Source organism: Streptomyces purpurogeneiscleroticus, from assembly GCF_020024005.1.
Taxonomy (GTDB): domain Bacteria; phylum Actinomycetota; class Actinomycetes; order Streptomycetales; family Streptomycetaceae; genus Streptomyces; species Streptomyces purpurogeneiscleroticus.
Genome location: NZ_NHSG01000357.1, coordinates 59,015 through 77,223, shown reverse-complemented (window position 1 = coordinate 77,223; position 18,209 = coordinate 59,015). Strand labels below are relative to the sequence as shown.

Annotated in this window: 17 protein-coding genes; 10 read left to right on the top strand and 7 right to left on the bottom strand. The window is 70.7% G+C overall.

Features of this window, described 5'->3' with window-relative positions:
• Positions 1-72: 72 nt before the first annotated feature.
• The 3 genes from CCS38_RS24770 (at position 73) to CCS38_RS24760 (ending at position 2,689) form a co-directional block, all read left to right on the top strand.
• Positions 73-663 carry a DUF5998 family protein gene (locus CCS38_RS24770; protein WP_223735513.1) on the top strand — a complete coding sequence of 197 codons (591 nt, stop codon included), beginning with the start codon at positions 73-75 and terminating at the stop codon, positions 661-663.
• Entirely contained in the window at positions 663-1,862 is a 1,200-nt protein-coding gene (locus CCS38_RS24765; RefSeq protein WP_223735512.1) for an alkaline phosphatase family protein, read from the top strand. Before CCS38_RS24770 ends, CCS38_RS24765 begins: the two co-directional genes overlap by 1 nt.
• Positions 1,863-2,038: 176 nt before the next feature.
• Positions 2,039-2,689 (top strand): thymidine kinase, encoded by a 651-nt coding sequence (locus CCS38_RS24760; protein WP_223735511.1) that lies wholly within the window; start codon positions 2,039-2,041, stop codon positions 2,687-2,689.
• A 202-nt stretch (positions 2,690-2,891) separates the two neighbouring features.
• Here the strand turns inward: CCS38_RS24760 and CCS38_RS24755 are convergent, their stop codons facing one another.
• From CCS38_RS24755 to CCS38_RS24745, 3 genes are all read right to left on the bottom strand, one after another.
• A complete protein-coding gene (locus CCS38_RS24755) occupies positions 2,892-3,563 on the bottom strand; it encodes a hypothetical protein (RefSeq protein WP_223735510.1) in 672 nt (223 codons plus the stop codon).
• Positions 3,560-3,847: a hypothetical protein gene (locus CCS38_RS24750; protein WP_223735509.1), complete on the bottom strand. Its 288-nt coding sequence runs from the start codon at positions 3,845-3,847 to the stop codon at positions 3,560-3,562. The genes CCS38_RS24755 and CCS38_RS24750 overlap by 4 nt, the downstream gene beginning before the upstream one ends.
• Before the next feature lie 1,014 nt (positions 3,848-4,861).
• Positions 4,862-5,641, bottom strand: a complete 780-nt coding sequence (locus CCS38_RS24745; protein WP_223735508.1) for a VOC family protein — start codon at positions 5,639-5,641, stop codon at positions 4,862-4,864.
• A gap of 388 nt (positions 5,642-6,029) precedes the next feature.
• Here CCS38_RS24745 and CCS38_RS24740 point away from each other — a divergent pair, with 388 nt between their 5' ends.
• Positions 6,030-6,866: a sulfurtransferase gene (locus tag CCS38_RS24740; RefSeq protein WP_223735507.1), complete on the top strand. Its 837-nt coding sequence runs from the start codon at positions 6,030-6,032 to the stop codon at positions 6,864-6,866.
• 340 nt (positions 6,867-7,206) lie between these two features.
• On the opposite strand, the gene sepH is transcribed toward CCS38_RS24740, so the two are convergent.
• Positions 7,207-8,319 (bottom strand): septation protein SepH, encoded by a 1,113-nt coding sequence (gene sepH, locus CCS38_RS24735; RefSeq protein ID WP_223735506.1) that lies wholly within the window; start codon positions 8,317-8,319, stop codon positions 7,207-7,209.
• A 487-nt stretch (positions 8,320-8,806) separates the two neighbouring features.
• Between sepH and CCS38_RS24730 the strand changes: the two genes are divergently transcribed.
• Complete coding sequence (locus CCS38_RS24730) at positions 8,807-9,997, top strand: MSCRAMM family adhesin SdrC (protein WP_223735505.1); 1,191 nt, start codon at positions 8,807-8,809, stop codon at positions 9,995-9,997.
• A 25-nt stretch (positions 9,998-10,022) separates the two neighbouring features.
• Here the strand turns inward: CCS38_RS24730 and CCS38_RS24725 are convergent, their stop codons facing one another.
• Complete coding sequence (locus CCS38_RS24725; protein WP_223735504.1) at positions 10,023-11,342, bottom strand: D-arabinono-1,4-lactone oxidase; 1,320 nt, start codon at positions 11,340-11,342, stop codon at positions 10,023-10,025.
• Complete coding sequence (locus tag CCS38_RS24720; protein WP_223735503.1) at positions 11,302-12,573, bottom strand: MFS transporter; 1,272 nt, start codon at positions 12,571-12,573, stop codon at positions 11,302-11,304. Before CCS38_RS24720 ends, CCS38_RS24725 begins: the two co-directional genes overlap by 41 nt.
• A gap of 154 nt (positions 12,574-12,727) precedes the next feature.
• On the opposite strand from CCS38_RS24720, the gene CCS38_RS24715 reads away from it, so the two are divergent.
• Both CCS38_RS24715 and CCS38_RS24710 read left to right on the top strand, forming a co-directional pair.
• A complete protein-coding gene (locus CCS38_RS24715) occupies positions 12,728-13,876 on the top strand; it encodes a ferrochelatase (RefSeq protein ID WP_223735502.1) in 1,149 nt (382 codons plus the stop codon).
• 126 nt (positions 13,877-14,002) lie between these two features.
• Entirely contained in the window at positions 14,003-14,833 is an 831-nt protein-coding gene (locus CCS38_RS24710) for an inositol monophosphatase family protein (protein ID WP_223735501.1), read from the top strand.
• 186 nt (positions 14,834-15,019) lie between these two features.
• On the opposite strand, the gene CCS38_RS24705 is transcribed toward CCS38_RS24710, so the two are convergent.
• Positions 15,020-15,193, bottom strand: a complete 174-nt coding sequence (locus CCS38_RS24705; RefSeq protein WP_169746148.1) for a hypothetical protein — start codon at positions 15,191-15,193, stop codon at positions 15,020-15,022.
• 351 nt (positions 15,194-15,544) lie between these two features.
• Between CCS38_RS24705 and CCS38_RS24700 the strand changes: the two genes are divergently transcribed.
• The 3 genes from CCS38_RS24700 (at position 15,545) to CCS38_RS24690 (ending at position 18,193) form a co-directional block, all read left to right on the top strand.
• Positions 15,545-16,198, top strand: a complete 654-nt coding sequence (locus CCS38_RS24700; RefSeq protein WP_223735500.1) for a response regulator transcription factor — start codon at positions 15,545-15,547, stop codon at positions 16,196-16,198.
• Positions 16,199-16,203: 5 nt separating this feature from the next.
• Positions 16,204-17,451 carry a sensor histidine kinase gene (locus CCS38_RS24695; RefSeq protein ID WP_223735499.1) on the top strand — a complete coding sequence of 416 codons (1,248 nt, stop codon included), beginning with the start codon at positions 16,204-16,206 and terminating at the stop codon, positions 17,449-17,451.
• Positions 17,452-17,890: 439 nt separating this feature from the next.
• On the top strand, positions 17,891-18,193 hold the full coding sequence (locus tag CCS38_RS24690) for a DUF4193 domain-containing protein (RefSeq protein WP_003982531.1): 303 nt from the start codon (positions 17,891-17,893) through the stop codon (positions 18,191-18,193).
• Positions 18,194-18,209: the final 16 nt, after the last annotated feature.

Below are 18,209 nucleotides of genomic sequence, written 5' to 3'. Positions count from 1 at the left end.
CTCCCGGTGTACTGAGCCCCGGCCCGCCGCCTGCGGCCCGTGGCGGCCCCGGCGCCCCGTAGGATGGACGGCATGGCTAAGACCGGTACGACGACCCAGGGGCTGCGCGCGGCGATCGAGCGCAGCGGCTATTACCCGGCACTCGTGGCCGAGGCGGTGCAGGCCGCGGTGGGCGGCGAGCCGGTGGTCTCGTACCTGGTCCACCAGGAGACGACCTTCGACGCCAACGAAGTGCGCCGCCACGTCACGGTGCTGGTCCTCACCGGCACCCGCTTCATCGTCAGCCATACCGACGAGCAGGCCGCGGACGCCACGTCGCCGACGCCGTACGCCACCACCTCCACCGAGTCGGTGAAGCTCGGCCGGATCTCCTCCGTCGTGCTCAGCCGCGTCGTCGCCAACCCGGAGTCCTACACCCCGGGGCAGCTGCCCCGCGAGGTCGTGCTGACCATCGGCTGGGGCGCCGTCGCCCGGCTCGACCTGGAGCCCGCCAGCTGCGGCGACCCGAACTGCGAGGCCGACCACGGCTACACCGGTTCCTCCACCGCCGACGACCTCTCGCTGCGGGTCAGCGAGGCCGGCGACGGCCCGGACACCGTCCGGCAGACGCTCGCCTTCGCCCAGGCGCTCTCCGAAGCCACCGCCTCCTCGGCCGCCCGCTGATGGCGGGTTTCGCCGCGGACCCGGCATCCGCCTGGCCCGAGCCGCTGGACCTCGCCACCGCACCGGTACCCCGCTACGGCACAGGTGCGCTCGCCGACCTCCTGCCCGCCATCACCGCGGGCCAGGGCCTGGCGCACGGCAGTCCGACGAGCCTGGAGCTGACGCCCGCCGACCGCGCCTGCGTCTTCCTCATCGACGGCCTGGGCTGGGAGCTGCTGCGCGCCCACCCGGACGAGGCGCCCTTCCTGACCTCGCTGCTCGGCACTTCCATGAACGGCACCGGGCGCCCGATGACGGCCGGTTTCCCGTCCACCACGGCCACCTCGCTCGCCTCGGTCGGCACGGGCCTGCCGCCCGGCGCGCACGGCCTCGCCGGGTACACCGTCCAGGACCCCGACACCGGCGCGCTGATGAACCAGCTCCGCTGGCAGCCGTGGACGGACCCGTACGCCTGGCAGCCGTACCCCACGGTCTTCCAGCAGGCGCACGCGGCGGGTATCCACACCTGCCAGGTCTCCGCGCCCAACTTCGAGCGCACCCCGCTCACCGAGATCGCGCTCAGCGGCGGCACCTTCCACGGCCGGCTCTCCGGTGAGGACCGGATGGACCTGGCCGCCGAGCAGCTGGCCGCCGGCGACCGCTCGCTGGTCTACACGTACTACTCGGAGGTCGACGGCAAGGGCCACCGCTACGGCGTCGACTCCGACGCCTGGCGCGGCCAGCTGATGTACGTCGACCGGCTCGCGGAGCGCCTGGCCGAACAGCTCCCACCCCGTTCGGCCCTCTACATCACCGCCGACCACGGCATGATCGACATCCCGTTCGACCCGGAGTCCCGCGTCGACTTCGACGAGGACTGGGAACTGAGCGCCGGCGTACGGCTGCTGGGCGGCGAGGGCCGCTGCCGCCACGTGTACGCGCATCCGGGCGCGGCCGACGACGTGCTCGCGGTCTGGCGCGAGGTCGTCGGCGAGCAGATGTGGGTGGCCGGCCGCGAGGAGGCGATCGCCGCCGGGTGGTTCGGCCCGCACGTCGACGACCGGGTGCGGGGCAGGATCGGTGACGTGGTGGCCGCCGCACACGCCGACATGGTGATCATCGCGAGCCAGAACGAGCCACGCGAATCAGCCATGGTCGGCATGCACGGCTCCATGACCCCGGTCGAACAACTCGTCCCCCTCCTGGAAGTCCGCACCTGACACGCACGACAGTGTTGTCAGTGCCCCCCGTTACTGTATTGAGCAGGGGCCCTGCGTCCCCCCCCCCATGGGGAAGTGGTGGGGTGAAACGGTACGGCGCCCGGACCCTCCCTTCGTACGACCCAATTGCCGTCGGCAGGCCCCGACGCGCGCCCGAAAGGCAACTTGAACCCCCCATGGCTGAACTGGTGTTCTTCAGCGGCACGATGGACTGCGGGAAGTCGACTCTGGCGCTCCAAATCGGGCACAACCGTTCGGCCCGGGGGCTGCAGGGCGTGATCTTCACCCGCGACGACCGTGCGGGGGAGGGAAAGCTGTCATCGCGTCTGGGACTGGTGACGGATGCGGTGGAGGCAGCCCCGGGGATGGACCTTTACGGGCACCTCGTGGAACAGATGACCCACGGCGGCAAGGTCGATTACGTCATCGTGGACGAGGCCCAATTCCTCGCGCCCGAACAGATCGACCAGCTGGCCCGGATCGTGGACGATCTCGCCCTGGACGTCTTCGCCTTCGGCATCACCACAGACTTCCGCACGAAGCTCTTCCCGGGGTCACAACGGCTGATCGAGTTGGCGGACCGGATAGAGGCGTTGCAGGTCGAGGCGATGTGCTGGTGCGGCGCCCGGGCCACGCACAACGCCCGCACGGTGGGCGGCGAAATGGTGGTCGAGGGCGAGCAGGTAGTGGTCGGCGATGTGGCCACGCCCGCGGAGCAGATCGGGTACGAGGTCCTCTGCCGACGCCATCACCGCAAACGAATGACGAGCGCCTCGGCACATGCGGCGACGCTGTCGCCCGATGTCCTGCCGGTCACCACTGACTGAGGCCGGGTACGTGCACCCGAGCCGGCACCCACGCTCGGGCAGCGGCTGCGCCTGTCGTGAGCTGTGGGCTATGGCACTAGGGGTGCACGAACCTTGGCTGTTGTGCCTGGCCGCAGGTATCAGGGCACGAGGGGGCGGCACCTGCAACCGGCCGTCAGGCCCTGCCGGATCCTGCGGGAAAGACCGCTGTCCGGACGCTGTGTCAGTCCTGGCCCCGAGTTTGGCCAGCACCTGACTCCAGAACCTTCACACCATTCTGTGACAACGCCGAGCCCAGCACCGTCTGCCGAAACGTACGGACCTCAAGTACCCGCTCTTGATTGAAGTGGATCTCCATCCCGCGTGGCTGCCACAGCTTCCCGGCCGGAAGGTACACAGCGCCCAGGATCTCACTCAGATCCGCGCTGAGAACCACGCCCTCGCTGCCGAGCAGCTGCATACCCTTGCTGGAGAGCTGAATCGCACCAACCGCGAACCCGCCTGCCCCCGGCGAAGGTTCGGAATAGGTGACCGGCTGCAACTCTTCAGAGCGCAGTACATCAAGTTGACGCCCAGCCTTTGTGGTCAGTGCGCGCAGCTGCCTCTGTGCCCGCACCCGCTTGGACAACAAGGCAGTCACTGGCAGAAGTCCATACACCAGGGCTCCCGCCCCGACCAGCGGCAAGACGCCGAGCCCAATGCTCTCCACGCGGACCGCAAAGCGCAGGACAAGGTACGCGATGATGAACAGAAGCCCACCAATCGCGATAATCAATCCCAGACCCAGAACCATCTCATCGCGGTTCCGCTGTACAGATATACCTGGTTCGGCTGAAAGTAGGCGGCTACGGTGCTGCTGCCTCAAATGGGTTTCTTGATATTCGATGCCAGTCATGAAGTCTTTCCTTCGGATACTCGCCTATCACGCTCGCGATCTGCTACAGCGATCGCCTTCTGGTGCTGGTCGAAACACCACTTAGCATGGTTCGGAATTCTCCTGAAAACGGCGCGCATCGCCAACGTGAAGATGAGGCTGGAACCAGCAAGCCCAACAGATTGAGGGCTAACTTCACCGATGCTCCCAAGCACGGCAAAAATGAATGCAATAGAGCCGAGCAGAAAGAGGACAGTGCTGAAAATGGTTCGCGCCTTCGGGCTGTTCCCCCAGCCGTACTGCATCGGCGCTTCCGTACTACCGGAAACACCAGGTTGCGTAACTACGTTACCGACCGCCCTGTCGTACGACAGGGCCAACTCTGGCGTCAGATTGCCTGCGGGCAGTGCCCGTCCCTCGTCTGTGTGCGCTAGCACAACCCAGCTCTGGATGGCCTCCCATCTACGCCTATTTTCGCCCCGCATGCGGTTGAGGATTGCCCCACACCCGCCGCACGCTACGACCAAGAGCGCAACTGCTGAAATCACATTCAGTGTCTCGCCTGAGGCGATGAGCTTCGGGGCGGAGTGGACACTTGCACACATCATTATGATGCAGGCCGCAAAGACCAATGCGCGCAAGAGAGAAATGTCCTGACGGACAAGGTGCTTTATTCGAGCTTCGCGTTCCGCGAGGAGTGTAGCGCGAGCGGAATAAGTGGACGCACTCGGTGCGATTTCAGTTGGCATTGCTTGCGACTCAATCATCGTCGGTGCCCCCTGTCATCCTTGCCTTCCCTTCAAGGCGGAGAACCGGGAACCCGGATCCATGGAAAACGACCCAGTAGGCACGGGCCAGTGGCTGACGCGTGGCATGTCCGGTTCATTCGGCTTGGGTGGATGGCATGCCGACTCGCACCGTTCCCCGGCGATATGTGCCACATCTCCCCTCGAAGCGCGGAACTTGATCAACGTCGGTGAGAGGATACCCAAGCGGTACGCCCAAGTTTTTCGCGTACTGATCCACTGATCAGGGCGTTTTGTAGTCCTTTTCGGTCTGGGTTTCGGCCTGAGTTTTCGGCTCGCCCATGATGGGGGCACCGTGTGCACGGGAGTGGCCGGGCAGGGGCGGGTGGCTCGGATCAGTTCCGGGCCGGGGCGACTAAGTCATCGTCGACGAGGTGCAGTTCCTGACGCCCGGCCAGGTCGAGCAGCCGGCCCGCGTGAGGGACGAGCTGCGGCTGGTTGAACTGGCCGACTGTGTCCACCACAGACGCCGCCGGACCTCCGCGTCGGCGCACGCCGCCGCGCTCTCCCCGGTCACTTCGTCGGTCGCTGCACCACCATGAACTCCGCGCCCTCCGGGTCGGTGACCGTTGCCAGGCGTCCGTGGGGCGAGTTCCGGGGCGCGCCGGTCACCTGGCCGCCCAGCTCCGTGACCCGGCGGGCCGCCGCGTCCGCGTCGGAGACGGCGAAGTACGTCCTCCAGTGCGGCCCGCGCTCCTGGGACAGCGTGTCGCCCGCCCCGTGGATGCTCGCCACCGGGTGCCCCTTGAGGCACAGCGTCAGGTCGTCGCCTCCGAGGTGGTGCGCGGTCTCCGTCTCGAAGCCGAAGACGTGTTCGTAGAATCTGCCGGCCGTGGTGGCCTCCGGGGTCACCAGTTCGTTCCACGCCAGAGTGCCCGGCTCGCCGACCACCGCCGTGCCCTTCATGGTGTGCCCCTGCCAGATCCCGAAGACCGCGCCCTGGGGGTCCGAGGCGAGTGCCATCCGCCCCGCGTGGTCGGCGTCCAGCGGGCCGACGCCGACCGTGCCGCCACAGGCGCGGATGCGCTCGGTGACGGCGTCCGCGTCGTCGCTCGCCAGATAGGGCGTCCACGCGATGGACAGCTGCCGTTCGGGGGGCAGCGTTCCCATCCCGGCCACCTCCCGGCCGGCCGACAGCGCCCGTACGTAGGGGCCGAGTTGCTGCGGACCCGGCCGGAACTCCCAGCCGAACAGCGCACTGTAGAAGTCCTGCGTGACGGGCAGGTCGTGCACCATGAGACTCACCCAGCAAGGGGTGCCGGGCGTCCGCCGGCTCGCTGCCTCGGTCGTCATCGTCGCTTGCTCCTCGGACCATCAGGGATGGGGACCGTACGAGTACGGGCTGTGCCGTGCAGATGTTTGCATCCGGCCGTGGGCGGCGCGGGTCGGCCGCGCCGCCGGTCGCGCGACTGTTGTGCGGCCGGGCCGGAGAGTGCCCGATCTGATGACGCAGTGCCGTTTCTGCGGATGTCACCGTCCTGTGTGAGGGACCCCTCGGCTACGTGGTGATGGACCTGCTCCGTATGTGGTGAGGAACCTGCTGCCTTACGAAGTGAGGGACCACCTGTTCCTTACGTGGTGAGGGACCTGTTGCTTACGTGGTGAGGGACTGGTCCATGCGCTTCATCGTGACTTGCCCACGGACGGCACGGACCGGTCGTGACTGCGCAAGGATGGGGCCATGAATGCCATCATCTCCGCTACCGAACTGGCGAGCGAGCTGGCGGGCGGGACGCCTCCGGTGCTCCTCGATGTCCGCTGGCAGCTGGGCGGCCCGTCCGGGCACGCCGAGTACGCGACCGGTCATCTGCCCGGTGCCGTCTACGTCGACCTCGACGCCGATCTGGCCGGGCCCGCGGGCTCCGGGGGCCGCCATCCGCTGCCGGACCCGGAGGACTTCGCGGCGGCCATGCGCGCGGCCGGCGTCTCAGGGGACCGCGCGGTGGTCGTGTACGACGGCGGACAGGGCTGGGCTGCGGCCCGCGCCTGGTGGCTGCTGCGCTGGGCGGGACACGAGGACGTACGCGCCCTGGACGGCGGGCTGCCGGCCTGGCGGGCGGCGGGCGGCGAGTTGACCGACGAGGAGCCCGCTCCGAAGCCCGGCGACTTCACGGCGGCGCTCGGGGCGGTGCCGGTGCTCACGGCCGACGAGGCGGCCGCGCTGGCCCGGCGCGGGGTGCTTCTGGACGCGCGGGCGGCGGAGCGTTACCGGGGCGAGGTCGAGCCCATCGACCCGGTCGCCGGTCACATCCCCGGCGCACGCTCCGCCCCGACAGGCGAGAACGTCGCCGCCGACGGCAGGTTCCGGCCGGCCGCCGAACTGGCCGAGCGCTTCAGCGCCCTGGGGGCTGCGCCGGGCGCCGAGGTCGGGGTCTACTGCGGCTCGGGCGTCTCCGCCGCGCACGAGGTGCTGGCGCTGGCCGTAGCGGGCGTTCCGGCGGCCCTCTACGTCGGCTCCTGGAGCGAGTGGTCGGGCGACGCGTCCCGTCCGGTGGCCACGGGGCCCGAGGCGGGCTGAGAGGCGAACCGGGGGACGGGGACGGTACGCGGGCGGGTGCGAGGCGATCGCACCCGCCGAGGCCGCCCGGCGGCGGACCGATGCGCGTGGGCGGGACCGTTGCGCGTGGGCGGGACAGCCCGGAGGGACGTTGCCGTACTGGCCGACCGCCCGCAGGACCGTCCCGTACTGGCCGACCGTCCGGAGGGACGTTGCCGTACCGGCCAACCGCCCGCAGGACCGTACCCCTACTGACCGACCGCCCGCAGGACCATGCCCGTACTGGCCGACCGCCCGCAGGACCGTTTCGGCACGCGGGCAGCCCAAGGCCGGAGTGCGCCTTGGGCCGACTGCTCCGCGGTCAGGCGTCCGGCTTTTTGCGCCGCGTACCGAAGACGATCTCGTCCCAGCTGGGCACCGCGGCGCGGCGGCCGGGGCGGACGCCGTCCGCTTCGGCCTGGCGGTCGGTCGTACCCGTGAGCCGGTCCCGGTGTCCCGCGACGGCGCGTGGCATCAGTACGTCGGCGTACGCGGAGCCGGCGCCCGCGCTCGCCGCCGGGGCGGCCTCCTCCTCGACCTCGGGCTCCGTGGCCGGCTCGTCGTCCGGCGGCGTCTTCGGCTCGGGGACGACCAGGTCGCCCCGGAAGCTCGGCACCGCCTCCAGCAGGCTGGTCAGCGAGTCGCGCGGGTCCCGCTCCTCGGTCTCCTCGACGGCGGCCGAGGCCGAAGCCGCGGGGACCTCCTCCTCGGGGGTGGCCGGCGACGCGGGCCGCTCCGCGGTCTGCGGGCGGTCCAGGGTCCGGTCCAGCGGCCGGTCCCGGGGCAGCCGGGCGATCCGCGGCACGAACGGGAAGCTCGGCTCCGGGCTGTCGTCGGTCTCGCCGATCAGCGCCCGTGCCTCGTCGTCCACGGCCTGTACGAGCCGCCGGGGCGGGTCGTACGTCCAGCTCGCGGAGTGCGGCTCGGTCGCGACGCGGTAGACGAGCAGGACCTCCCAGGTGCCGTCGTCGCGGCGCCAGGAGTCCCACTGCACGCTGTCCTTGTCGGCGCCGCGCAGCAGCAGCCGCTCGGCGACCGCCTCGCCCAGCTGCGGACCGGTGTTCTCGCCGGGCCGGCGTACGGGCGTCTTGCGGGCGCGCTCGGCCATGAACGCGCGCTCCGCGAGCACAGGGCCCTCGAAGCGCCGCACCCGGTCGACGGGGATGCCGGCGAGCTGTGCGACCTCCTCGGCGGAGGCGCCGGCCCTTATACGGGCCTGGATGTCGCGTGGCCGGAGGTGGCTCTCCACCTCGATCTCGATCTGGCCCAGGCGTGCGCGGTCATTGCGCACCGCGGCACGCAGCCGCTCGTCGATCGGCAGCGTGTACTCGGTGCTGTCCGCAGCCTTGAGCACCAGCCGTGTGCCGTCGTTCGAGACGGCCACGACACGCAGTTCGGGCATGGGGACCTCCCGGGTGGTGCCTGCCGACGTCACGTGCGTCGCTGCTTCCGCTAGTCGAGTGTGGCCTGCCCGGGTGCAGCCTGCCACAACATTGCCGAGTTGCCCGGCGTGTCAGGCTGTGGCCCTGAAACGCCGTTATGACACGGTAACCAGTTTGCAACCTCCGGTGACCGTACCGGTTGCCCTGTGTACCAGCACCCCGTGCCGAGTGGCGGCGCCCCGGGGCGAGAGCCGCCTTGCGGGCCCCTCCCGTGGGTCCGGGCAGCCGGACGGGAAACCGGGGCCAGGATTCGCAACAGTACTCCATTCGGACCACCGGAGTGGGGCGCCGCGCCGCCAAGTTTTCCCTGCCCAGCGGAGTTCGGTCGCCATGTCGACCTCTCTACTTATGCGATCGAATGGCCAGCTGCACAGAATCGTGTGACCTGGTTCACAAAACCGCCAGAAATGGAACTATCCAGTCCGCCTAAATGTCCCTTCTCTGTGCAAGACGGATCGAAGCGTCGATCAAGGGCCAAGGATGGACGACAGAACCGAAAGCAAGACAAAGAAGACCGGGAAGGAGAAAAGGATCGACCTGAGCCTCGCTCAGGTGTCGGGCAGCGCGCTCGCGGCGGCGGTCGCCGCATACCTGGCCGGACGGCTCGGCGTCTACGGGACGGTCATCGGCGCCGGCGTGGTCAGCGTGGTCGCCACCACCGGCGGGTCGATCTTCCACCACCTCTTCCGGCGCACCGGGGAACAGGTCAAGGAGGCGACGGTCAGCACGCGGCCCAGGCCGCGCCGCCGGCAGGAGCTCGGCAGCCGGATGACGGCCCCCGGCACGGGTGCGCGCGGGGCGACACGCGTCAGGTCCGCGTCCTCGGCGGGCGTGACGATGGTGCTCCCGACGTTCGACCGCGGCGGTACGGAGGACGAGATCACCTCCGTGGCGGCGGCCAAGGACGCCGACGCGACCCGGACTCTGCCCCGCTCGTCCGCGCTCGACTCGTCCGCGCTCGACGAGACCCAGGTCCTCACCGCCGCCTCGCCCGCGGCCGACGACACGCAGATCCTCATTCCGCCCGGCGCGGAGGACGCGACCCGGCCGGTGCCGCAGCAGGACACGCGCACGATGGCGCTGCGTACCGTGACGGAGCCGCCCGGCGGCGCCTCTGTGGCGGAGACCCCCGATGAGACCCCCGAGGGGGAGTTCAGGACGCTGTACGGCACCCGGCTGCGCGGCCGGCGCCGCACCTTGCTCGCCGCGCTCGCGGTCTTCCTGCTCGCGATGGCCGGGGTCACCGCCTTCGAGCTGGCCACCGGGCACGACGCCGCGGGAAGCAACGGCACGTCGGTCAGCAACTTCTTCCGCTCCGGCGGCGACAGCGCCCCGACGACGCCGACGCCGCAGCCCAGCACGTCCACCGAGGACACGGACCGCGGTGGTGCCACCGAGGGGCCGACCCCGCAGCCGGACGCCACGGACGGCAGTGCGGACAGCGGCTCCGACGCGCACTCGGGGGCGGACAGCGGCAGCGACACGGGGAGCGGCTCGGACGACGAGTCCACCGCGCCCAGCCCGTCGCCGAGCGACGGTGACGAGTCCGCGGATCCGACGCCCACGCCGACCGACGGCGGGGACGACGGCGCGAGCAGCAGCCCCGACGCCGGGAGCGGCACGGACGACGCTCAGGACGCCGGACAGACCCCGGCCCCCGGCTCCTCCTGAGCCCGGGCCCGGGGCGCGCCCCGCGTCAGTCCCCGAGCACCCGCCGCAGGTACGCGTTGCCGAACACCCGCTGCGGGTCCAGCCGGTCCCGCAGCGCGGTGAACTCGCCGAAGCGCGGGTAAGCGGCGGCGAGGTACTCCGCGTCCCGGGTGTGCAGCTTGCCCCAATGAGGCCGGCCGCCGTGCGCGGTCATGATGCGCTCGGCGGCCGTGAAGTACGCCTCGTGGGGCGTGCCCCGGTACATGTGCATCGCTATGTAGGCGGTGTCCCGCCCGGAGGCGGTGGACAGCGGGATGTCGTCCCCGGGTGCGGTGCGCACCTCCACGGGGAAGCTGATCCGGAAGGCGGAGCGCTCGACCAGTGCGCGCAGCTCCTGTAGTGCCGCGACCGCCGCCTCTCGGGGGACGGCGTACTCCATCTCCACGAAGCGCACCCGGCGCGGGCTGGTGAACACCTTGTACGGGATGTCGGTGTACCTGCGGGCGGACAGCGCGCGGCTGGAGAGCTTGGCGATGCCGGGGATGGTGGCGGGCAGTGCCTTGCCGACCGCGCAGGCCACCTGGAAGACGCCGTTGGAGAGCAGCTCGTCCTCGACCCAGCCGCTGACGGCGCCGTTCGGTGCTGCGGGTCCCTGGCTCCGGTTGTTGCGCTTGGTGTTGCAGTTCCCGGTGTGCGGGAACCAGTAGAACTCGAAGTGCTCGTTCTCCGCGACGAGCGCATCGAAGTCCTCGGTCACCCGGTCGAATGGCATCGGCTCCTCACGGGCGGCGAGCAGGAACTCCGGTTCGACGGCGAAGGTCAGCTCCGTGAGGACGCCGAGCGCGCCCAGGCCGAGCCGGGCCGCCGCGAAGACGTCCGCGTTCTCCTGTGCGGAGCAGCGCAGTACGGAGCCGTCGGCGGTGACCAGCTCCAGGGCCACGATCTGCGCGGAGAGCGAGGCGGAGTCCCGGCCGGTGCCGTGCGTACCGGTGCTGGTGGCGCCCGAGACGGTCTGCTCCATGATGTCGCCCATGTTGGCCAGCGACAGGCCCTGCGCGGACAGCGCCGCGTTCATGTCCTTCAGGGGCGTGCCCGCGGCCACGGTGACGGTGCCGGCGGCGCGGTCCACCTTCCGTATGCCGGTCAGCCGTTCGGGCCGTATGAGGAGTCCTTCAGCGGCCGCCACGGACGTGAACGAGTGGCCGGTGCCGGCCGCCTTCACGGTCAGCCCCTCAGAGGCCGCCTGCTGTACGGCCGCCGCCAGCTCCTCCGTGGAGGCCGGTGCCACGCTCCGTACGGGGCGGGCCTCGACGTTCCCCGCCCAGTTACGCCACACGCTCTCCCGAGCCGCTCCGGTCACTGTCATCTGCGCCCAGCCCTCCCGTCACCCGGGGCGAGGGTGTCCCCGCCCGCGTCGCCGCCGGCCGCAGCCGGCGGTATCCGAGGAACGCGACCGCGGCCGCGAGCGCTCCGGCCGCGACCGGCACGACGTACCCCGTACGGGCCCCGGCCGCGTCCACCACCCAGCCGGCGGCCGACGAGCCGAGCGCCACCCCGACCGCGAGCCCGGTGCTCGTCCAGGTCATTCCCTCGGTCAGTTGCGCGCGCGGTACGTGCTGTTCGACCAGGGCCATGGTGGTCACCATCGTCGGTGCGATGGTCAGCCCCGCGACGAAGAGCGCCACGGCCAGAAACGGCAGGTTCCCGACCAGTTGGAGCGGGATCATACTCACGGCCATGGCGAGCACGCCCAGTACCCAGCGCCGCGCTGCCGGGCCCACGGGGCGCAGCATCCCGAAGACCGCGCCCGCCGTGCAGGACCCCAGCGCGTAGACCGCCAGGACGAGACTGGCCGCGCTCTTGTGGCCCTCGGCCTCCGCGAAGGCCACCGTGACCACGTCGATCGCCCCGAAGATCGCGCCGGTGGCCGTGAAGGTGACGACGAGGACCTGCAGGCCCCGGGAGCGCAGCGCGGAGCCCTTCGTGTGGTGCGCACGCGGGTGCGGTACGGGTTCGGTCGCGCGCTGCGCGGTCAGCCAGAAGACGCCCGCCGCCAGGAAGACGGCGGCCAGCAGCGGCCCGGCCTCGGGGAACCACGAGGTGGAGAGCCCGATGGCGAGGATCGGGCCGACGATGAAGCAGAACTCGTCGACGATCGACTCCCAGGAGTACGCGGCGTGCAGCATCTCGGGGGAGCCGTGGTGCACCTCCGCCCACCGGGAGCGCACCATCGCGCCGACGCTGGGCACACAGCCCGCGCAGGCCGCGAACACGAAGAGCGTCCAGTCGGGCCAGCGCTGCTGGGCCGCCGTCAGCAGGGCGGCGACCGCGGCCAGTGCGACGAGGGTGGCCGGGCGCAGCACCCGGCGCTGGCCGTGCCGGTCCACCAGGCGGGAGATCTGCGGTCCGAGTACGGCGGCGGAGAGCGCGACGGTCGCGGAGAGCGCGCCCGCCAGGCCGTACCGGCCGGTGAGCTGCGAGACCATCGTGACGATGCCGATGCCGGTCATGGAGAGCGGCATGCGCCCCAGGAACCCGGCGGCGGTGAAGGACTTCGTGCCGGGCCGGGCGAACAGGGCGCGGTAGGGACTGGGCAAGGGGGCGCTCCGCCAAGTGAGGATCCGCGGGTACCGCGGTGAGCCGGGTCAGGACTGGCAGTAAGGAACGTACTGCAGCCATACAGCTTACGGGTGGCACTCCGGTGGTGCCTCCGGTTTTCCGGCTGTCAGTGGCGGGTGGGAGGATCGGGACATGCCCGAACAGTCAGTGCCTGCTCCCTATGACGCCCTGCTCCTGCTCTCCTTCGGGGGTCCCGAAGGCCCGGACGACGTGGTCCCGTTCCTGGAGAACGTGACGCGTGGCCGCGGCATCCCCCGTGAGCGCCTCAAGGAGGTGGGGCAGCACTACTTCCTGTTCGGCGGCGTGAGTCCGATCAACGCGCAGAACCGCGAGCTGCTGGACGCGCTGCGCAAGGACTTCGCCGAGCACGGCCTGGACCTGCCGGTGTACTGGGGCAACCGCAACTGGGCGCCGTATCTGACCGACACCCTGCGCCAGATGGTCCGCGACGGCCACCGCCGCATCGCGGTGCTGGCCACGAGCGCGTACGCCTCGTACTCGGGCTGCCGGCAGTACCGGGAGAACCTGGCGGACGCGCTGGCCACTCTGGAGGCCGAGGGCCTGGAGCTGCCGCAGGTCGACAAGTTGCGGCACTACTTCAACCACCCCGGCTTCGTCCGCCCCATGGTCGACGGCGTGCTGGCCTCGCTCGCCGAGCTGCCCGACGAGGTGCGTGCGGGCGCCCACATCGCGTTCACCACGCACTCCATCCCGACCGCCGCCGCCGACACCTCGGGGCGCCCGGAGGAGCACACCGAGGACGGTGAGGGCGGCGCGTACGTCGCGCAGCACCTCGACGTGGCCCGGGTGATCGCCGATGCGGTGCGCGAGGAGACCGGCACGGCCCACCCCTGGCAGCTCGTCTACCAGTCCCGCAGCGGCGCCCCGCACATCCCCTGGCTGGAGCCCGACATCTGCGACCACCTGGAGACGCTGCACACGCAGGGCGTCCCGGCCGTCGTGATGGCCCCCATCGGCTTCGTCTCGGACCACATGGAGGTCAAGTACGACCTCGACACGGAGGCCACGGCCAAGGCCGCCGAGCTGGGCCTGCCCGTGGCCCGCTCCGCCACCGTCGGCGCCGACCCGCGGTTCGCCGCGGCCGTCCGCGACCTGCTGCTGGAGCGCGCGGCGGCCGAGCGCGGCCGCTCCCCGGAGCGCTGCGCCCTGGGCGCCCTCGGGGCGAGCCACGACCTCTGCCCGGTGGGCTGCTGCCCGGCCCGCTCGCCCCGGCCCGCCGCCGCGGGTGCCGACTGGAGCGGCACGCCGGCGGGGGCCTGATGCCCGTCCCGGGCCGCCCGACGGCGTGCGGCCCGGCTGCCCGGCCCGCGGGCGCCCGCCCCGCGGCGGCCCACGGACCTGCCGTACGCAGCACCCGCGGGGCCTTCCGTACGAACAAGGAGCACCGTGTCCGATCCCCAGAAGGACGCCCCGCTGCACAGCGGAGAGCTGAAGGACGAACTTCTCGCGCTGGCCCTGGAAGCCGCCCGCCGGGCCGGTGAGCTGCTGCGCGACGGCCGCCCCGCCGATCTCGGCGTGGCCGCCACGAAGTCCAGCCCCATCGACGTCGTCACCGACATGGACATCGCCTCCGAGAAGCTGATCACCGGCTTCCTCTCCCAGCGCCGCCCCGAGGACGGCTTCCTCGGCGAGGAGGGCGCCAGCGCCGAGGGCTCCAGCGGGGTGCGCTGGGTGATCGACCCGATCGACGGCACCGTCAACTACCTCTACGGGCAGCCCGCTTGGGCCGTGTCCATCGCCGCCCAGAAGGACGGCGAGACGGTCGTCGGGGTGGTCGCGGCACCGATGCGCGGCGAGACCAGCCACGCCGTCCTCGGCGGCGGCGCCTTCCTGAACAATGCGCCGATCCGGGTGCGCCCCGCGCCGCCGCTCTCCCAGGCCCTGGTCGGCACCGGCTTCGGGTACGTCGCCGAGCGGCGCGCCGCGCAGGCCGCGGTGCTGGCCTCGCTGCTCCCGCAGGTGCGCGACATCCGGCGGGGCGGTTCGGCCGCGATCGACCTGTGCGACGTGGCCTGCGGCCGGCTGGACGCCTACTACGAGCGCGGGCTGAACCCCTGGGACTTCGCGGCGGGCGAGCTGATCGCCCGCGAGGCCGGCGCGCGCACCGCCGGCCGTCCCGGCGAGCCGGCGTCCCACGAGCTGACCGTCGCCGGCTCCCCGGCCGTCTTCGAGGCGCTGCAGCCCTTGCTGGAGGATCTGGGCGCCTGGCACGACTGATCCGGCCCCCGGGGTCCCGGGAGTCGCGCCCGCCGCCGTACGGCCCGTACAGGCGTCCAGGTGCGACCGGGGTTCAGGCGCGACGCGTCCGGATACGGCACGTCCGTATACGAGGCGTCCGGATACGACAAAGCGCCCCGGCACCGTCCCCTCGGTGCCGGGGCGCTCTTCGTCGCGCGCGTGGGATCAGGCGCTGGGCGCGCCGACCTCCACACCGTGCTCAGAGGCCAGTCGCTGCAGGTCCTCCAGCTCGGCCTGCTCGACATCGGCGAGGAAGTCGTCGCCCGTCTCGCGGGCCCGGTCCAGGTCGGCTTCGGTGTTCTTTATGCGCTGCAGAATGCCTGCGGTGAACGCGTCCATGGTGCGCCCCCTCGTCGTGGGTCGGTGGCACGGGGGTGTGCCGACGGGTGTGGGCCCCTCGTCCACGGGGGTGTGGCAGAGGGAGATCACGGCGTGGTCCCTGCGGGCTGCCGGCCGGTCACGGTACGGCGTCGTGCAGGGCGTGATCGCGAGTGTGCAATCGTCCTCCCCATGCGGAACCTCGCGGAAACCTCAGGCGGATGGTGAATCCTGCCGATCGGGTGCCCGCGTCCCCGCCATCGGGGGCCGCACCTGCTCTTACAGCCGGTTTACGGCTCTTCGGGGCAGGATGGATGTGCTCGAAATTTGTGTGTGCCCTGTTCGGCGGGGCCGTGAGGAAGGACTAGCGACGTGCGTGTACTCGTCGTCGAGGACGAGCAGCTGCTCGCCGATGCGGTGGCCACCGGGCTGCGCCGGGAGGCCATGGCGGTCGACGTGGTGTACGACGGCGCGGCCGCGCTGGAGCGCATCGCGGTCAACGACTACGACGTCGTCGTGCTGGACCGCGACCTCCCGCTGGTCCACGGCGACGATGTCTGCCGAAGGATCGTCGAACTGGGGATGCCGACCCGCGTGCTGATGCTGACCGCCTCCGGCGACGTCAGCGACCGCGTCGAGGGCCTGGAGATCGGCGCCGACGATTATCTGCCCAAGCCGTTCGCGTTCACGGAGCTGACCGCGCGCGTACGGGCGCTGGGGCGGCGTACGACGGTCGCGCTGCCGCCCGTACTGGAACGGGCGGGCATCAAGCTCGACCCGAACCGCCGCGAGGTCTTCCGCGACGGCAAGGAGGTCCAGCTCGCGCCCAAGGAGTTCGCGGTGCTGGAGGTCCTGATGCGCAGCGAGGGCACGGTCGTCTCGGCCGAGCAGCTGCTGGAGAAGGCGTGGGACGAGAACACCGACCCGTTCACGAACGTCGTCCGGGTGACCGTCATGACGCTGCGCCGCAAGCTCGGTGAGCCCGCGGTGATCGTGACCGTACCGGGCTCCGGCTACCGGATCTGACGGGCATGGCCACGACACCCGCGGCCCCTCAGACGCCGCCCGCACCGCCCAAGCCCACCTGGGACCCGAAACCGCCGGTCCGCCCGTTCCCCTGGCTGCGCCCGACCATCCGTATAAGGCTCACGCTGCTGTACGGCGGCATGTTCCTGATGGCCGGCATCGTGCTGCTCGCGATCATCTACATGCTGGCCGCTAACGCGCTGCAGGACGGCAACCAACTGCCGTTCAAGATCATCGGCTCGGACTTCCGGATCGTCACCGACCGCTGCCCCGGCGCGGCCACCAACAACGTCGACCAGCTGAACTCCGCCATCAACACCTGCATCTCGCAGCAGCGCGCGGTGGCCCTGAACAACCTCCTGAACCGCTCCCTGATGGCGCTGGTCGGACTGACCATCGTCGCGTTCGCCTTCGGGTACGCGATGGCGGGCCGCGTCCTGTCGCCGCTCGGCCGCATCACGCGGACCGCGCAGCGGGTGGCCGGCTCCGACCTGCACCGGCGGATCGAGCTGGGCGGCCCGGACGACGAGCTGAAGGAGCTCGCCGACACGTTCGACGAGATGCTCGACCGGCTGGACCGCGCGTTCGAGTCGCAGCAGCGCTTCGTGGCGAACGCCTCGCACGAGCTGCGGACGCCGCTGGCGATCAACCGCACGCTCCTCGAAGTGCAGCTCGCCGACCCGGAGGCGTCGCCGGAGCTGGCCCAGTTGGGCAAGACCCTGCTGGCCACCAACGAGCGCAGCGAACAGCTCGTCGAGGGCCTGCTGCTGCTCGCCCGCAGCGAGAACAAGATCGTGGACCGGAAGCCGGTCGACCTCTCCGAGGTCGCCTCGCAGGCCATCGAGCAGGTCCGCGGCGAGGCCCAGACCAAGGGCGTGGAGCTGCGCGGCGTACGCAAACAGGTCTTCGTCCAGGGCAGCGGCGTCCTCCTGGAGCGCATCGCGCTGAACCTCGTACAGAACGCCGTGCGGTACAACACCCCTGCAGACGGCTGGGTGGAGGTGACCACGGAGGCGCAGCCCGGATGGGCGGTGCTGGTGGTCTCCAATACGGGCCCGGTGGTCCCCGCCTATGAGGTGGAGAACATCTTCGAGCCCTTCCGGAGACTGCGTACGGAGCGCACGGGCAGCGACAAGGGCGTGGGACTCGGCCTGTCCATCGTGCGGTCCGTCGTCCGGGCGCACGACGGCACCATCACCGCGGTACCGCGTGAGGGCGGGGGCCTGGACATGCGGGTGGTGCTCCCGGTGTGAGTGTTCCGGCCAGAGCACCCGCGGGTCCGGCTTGACGCGGCGGCGGGTGTCCGGTCATCCTTCGCCCCGAGTTCGCTTTGCGCGGAATTCGACCGGTCCGTTCGTTGGCCCGGACGTGTGTGATCGCTCACAGGCGCGAATTCCGGGCCATCTACTCTCCGTGATCGCCAAGCCCCTCGGAAGGCCGGGAAAATCCGGGTTTCCCGGGGGTCTGATCACGGGAAGTACACGGGATGGCAAGCGCGAGGTGCGACTTTAGGACCGTGTACGGTCCTATCGCCATCCAAACCGATCACCTCTTCAGGGGTGCGGTTGGGTGTCGATTGAGTAACAGACCTTGATGTGAGGCAAAATCTCCGCCTCAGGTCGGGCACAAGTCCGGCCTCTCACGCGTTACGAGCGCTGAGACACCGCAGACACCCAGAGGGGGAGAGCGACCATGGCTACGGATTACGACACACCACGCAAGACCGATGACGACCTCAACGAGGACAGCATCGAAGAACTGAAGTCGCGGCGGAACGACAAGTCCGCCTCGGCCGTCGACGTCGACGAGTTCGAGCAGGCCGAGGGCTTGGAACTGCCCGGCGCCGACCTGTCCAACGAAGAGCTCGCCGTGCGGGTCCTGCCCAAGCAGCAGGACGAGTTCACGTGCATGAGCTGCTTCCTGGTGCACCACCGCAGCCAGCTGGCCGCGGAGGACAAGAACGGCCAGCCCATCTGCCGCGACTGCGCGGCCTGAGGGCAGGCCGAGGCCG

Excerpts from the sequence above, each read along its gene's own strand:
- CCS38_RS24745 (WP_223735508.1), bottom strand. The coding sequence starts at position 5,641 with ATGACGACCGAGGCAGCGAGCCGGCGGACGCCCGGCACCCCTTGCTGG.
- CCS38_RS24705 (WP_169746148.1), bottom strand. The coding sequence starts at position 15,193 with ATGGACGCGTTCACCGCAGGCATTCTGCAGCGCATAAAGAACACCGAA.
- CCS38_RS24770 (WP_223735513.1), top strand. The coding sequence starts at position 73 with ATGGCTAAGACCGGTACGACGACCCAGGGGCTGCGCGCGGCGATCGAG.
- CCS38_RS24690 (WP_003982531.1), top strand. The coding sequence starts at position 17,891 with ATGGCTACGGATTACGACACACCACGCAAGACCGATGACGACCTCAAC.
- CCS38_RS24740 (WP_223735507.1), top strand. The coding sequence starts at position 6,030 with ATGAATGCCATCATCTCCGCTACCGAACTGGCGAGCGAGCTGGCGGGC.
- CCS38_RS24725 (WP_223735504.1), bottom strand. The coding sequence starts at position 11,342 with ATGACAGTGACCGGAGCGGCTCGGGAGAGCGTGTGGCGTAACTGGGCG.
- CCS38_RS24765 (WP_223735512.1), top strand. The coding sequence starts at position 663 with ATGGCGGGTTTCGCCGCGGACCCGGCATCCGCCTGGCCCGAGCCGCTG.
- CCS38_RS24750 (WP_223735509.1), bottom strand. The coding sequence starts at position 3,847 with ATGCAGTACGGCTGGGGGAACAGCCCGAAGGCGCGAACCATTTTCAGC.
- CCS38_RS24715 (WP_223735502.1), top strand. The coding sequence starts at position 12,728 with ATGCCCGAACAGTCAGTGCCTGCTCCCTATGACGCCCTGCTCCTGCTC.
- CCS38_RS24760 (WP_223735511.1), top strand. The coding sequence starts at position 2,039 with ATGGCTGAACTGGTGTTCTTCAGCGGCACGATGGACTGCGGGAAGTCG.
- CCS38_RS24695 (WP_223735499.1), top strand. The coding sequence starts at position 16,204 with ATGGCCACGACACCCGCGGCCCCTCAGACGCCGCCCGCACCGCCCAAG.
- CCS38_RS24730 (WP_223735505.1), top strand. The coding sequence starts at position 8,807 with ATGGACGACAGAACCGAAAGCAAGACAAAGAAGACCGGGAAGGAGAAA.
- CCS38_RS24755 (WP_223735510.1), bottom strand. The coding sequence starts at position 3,563 with ATGACTGGCATCGAATATCAAGAAACCCATTTGAGGCAGCAGCACCGT.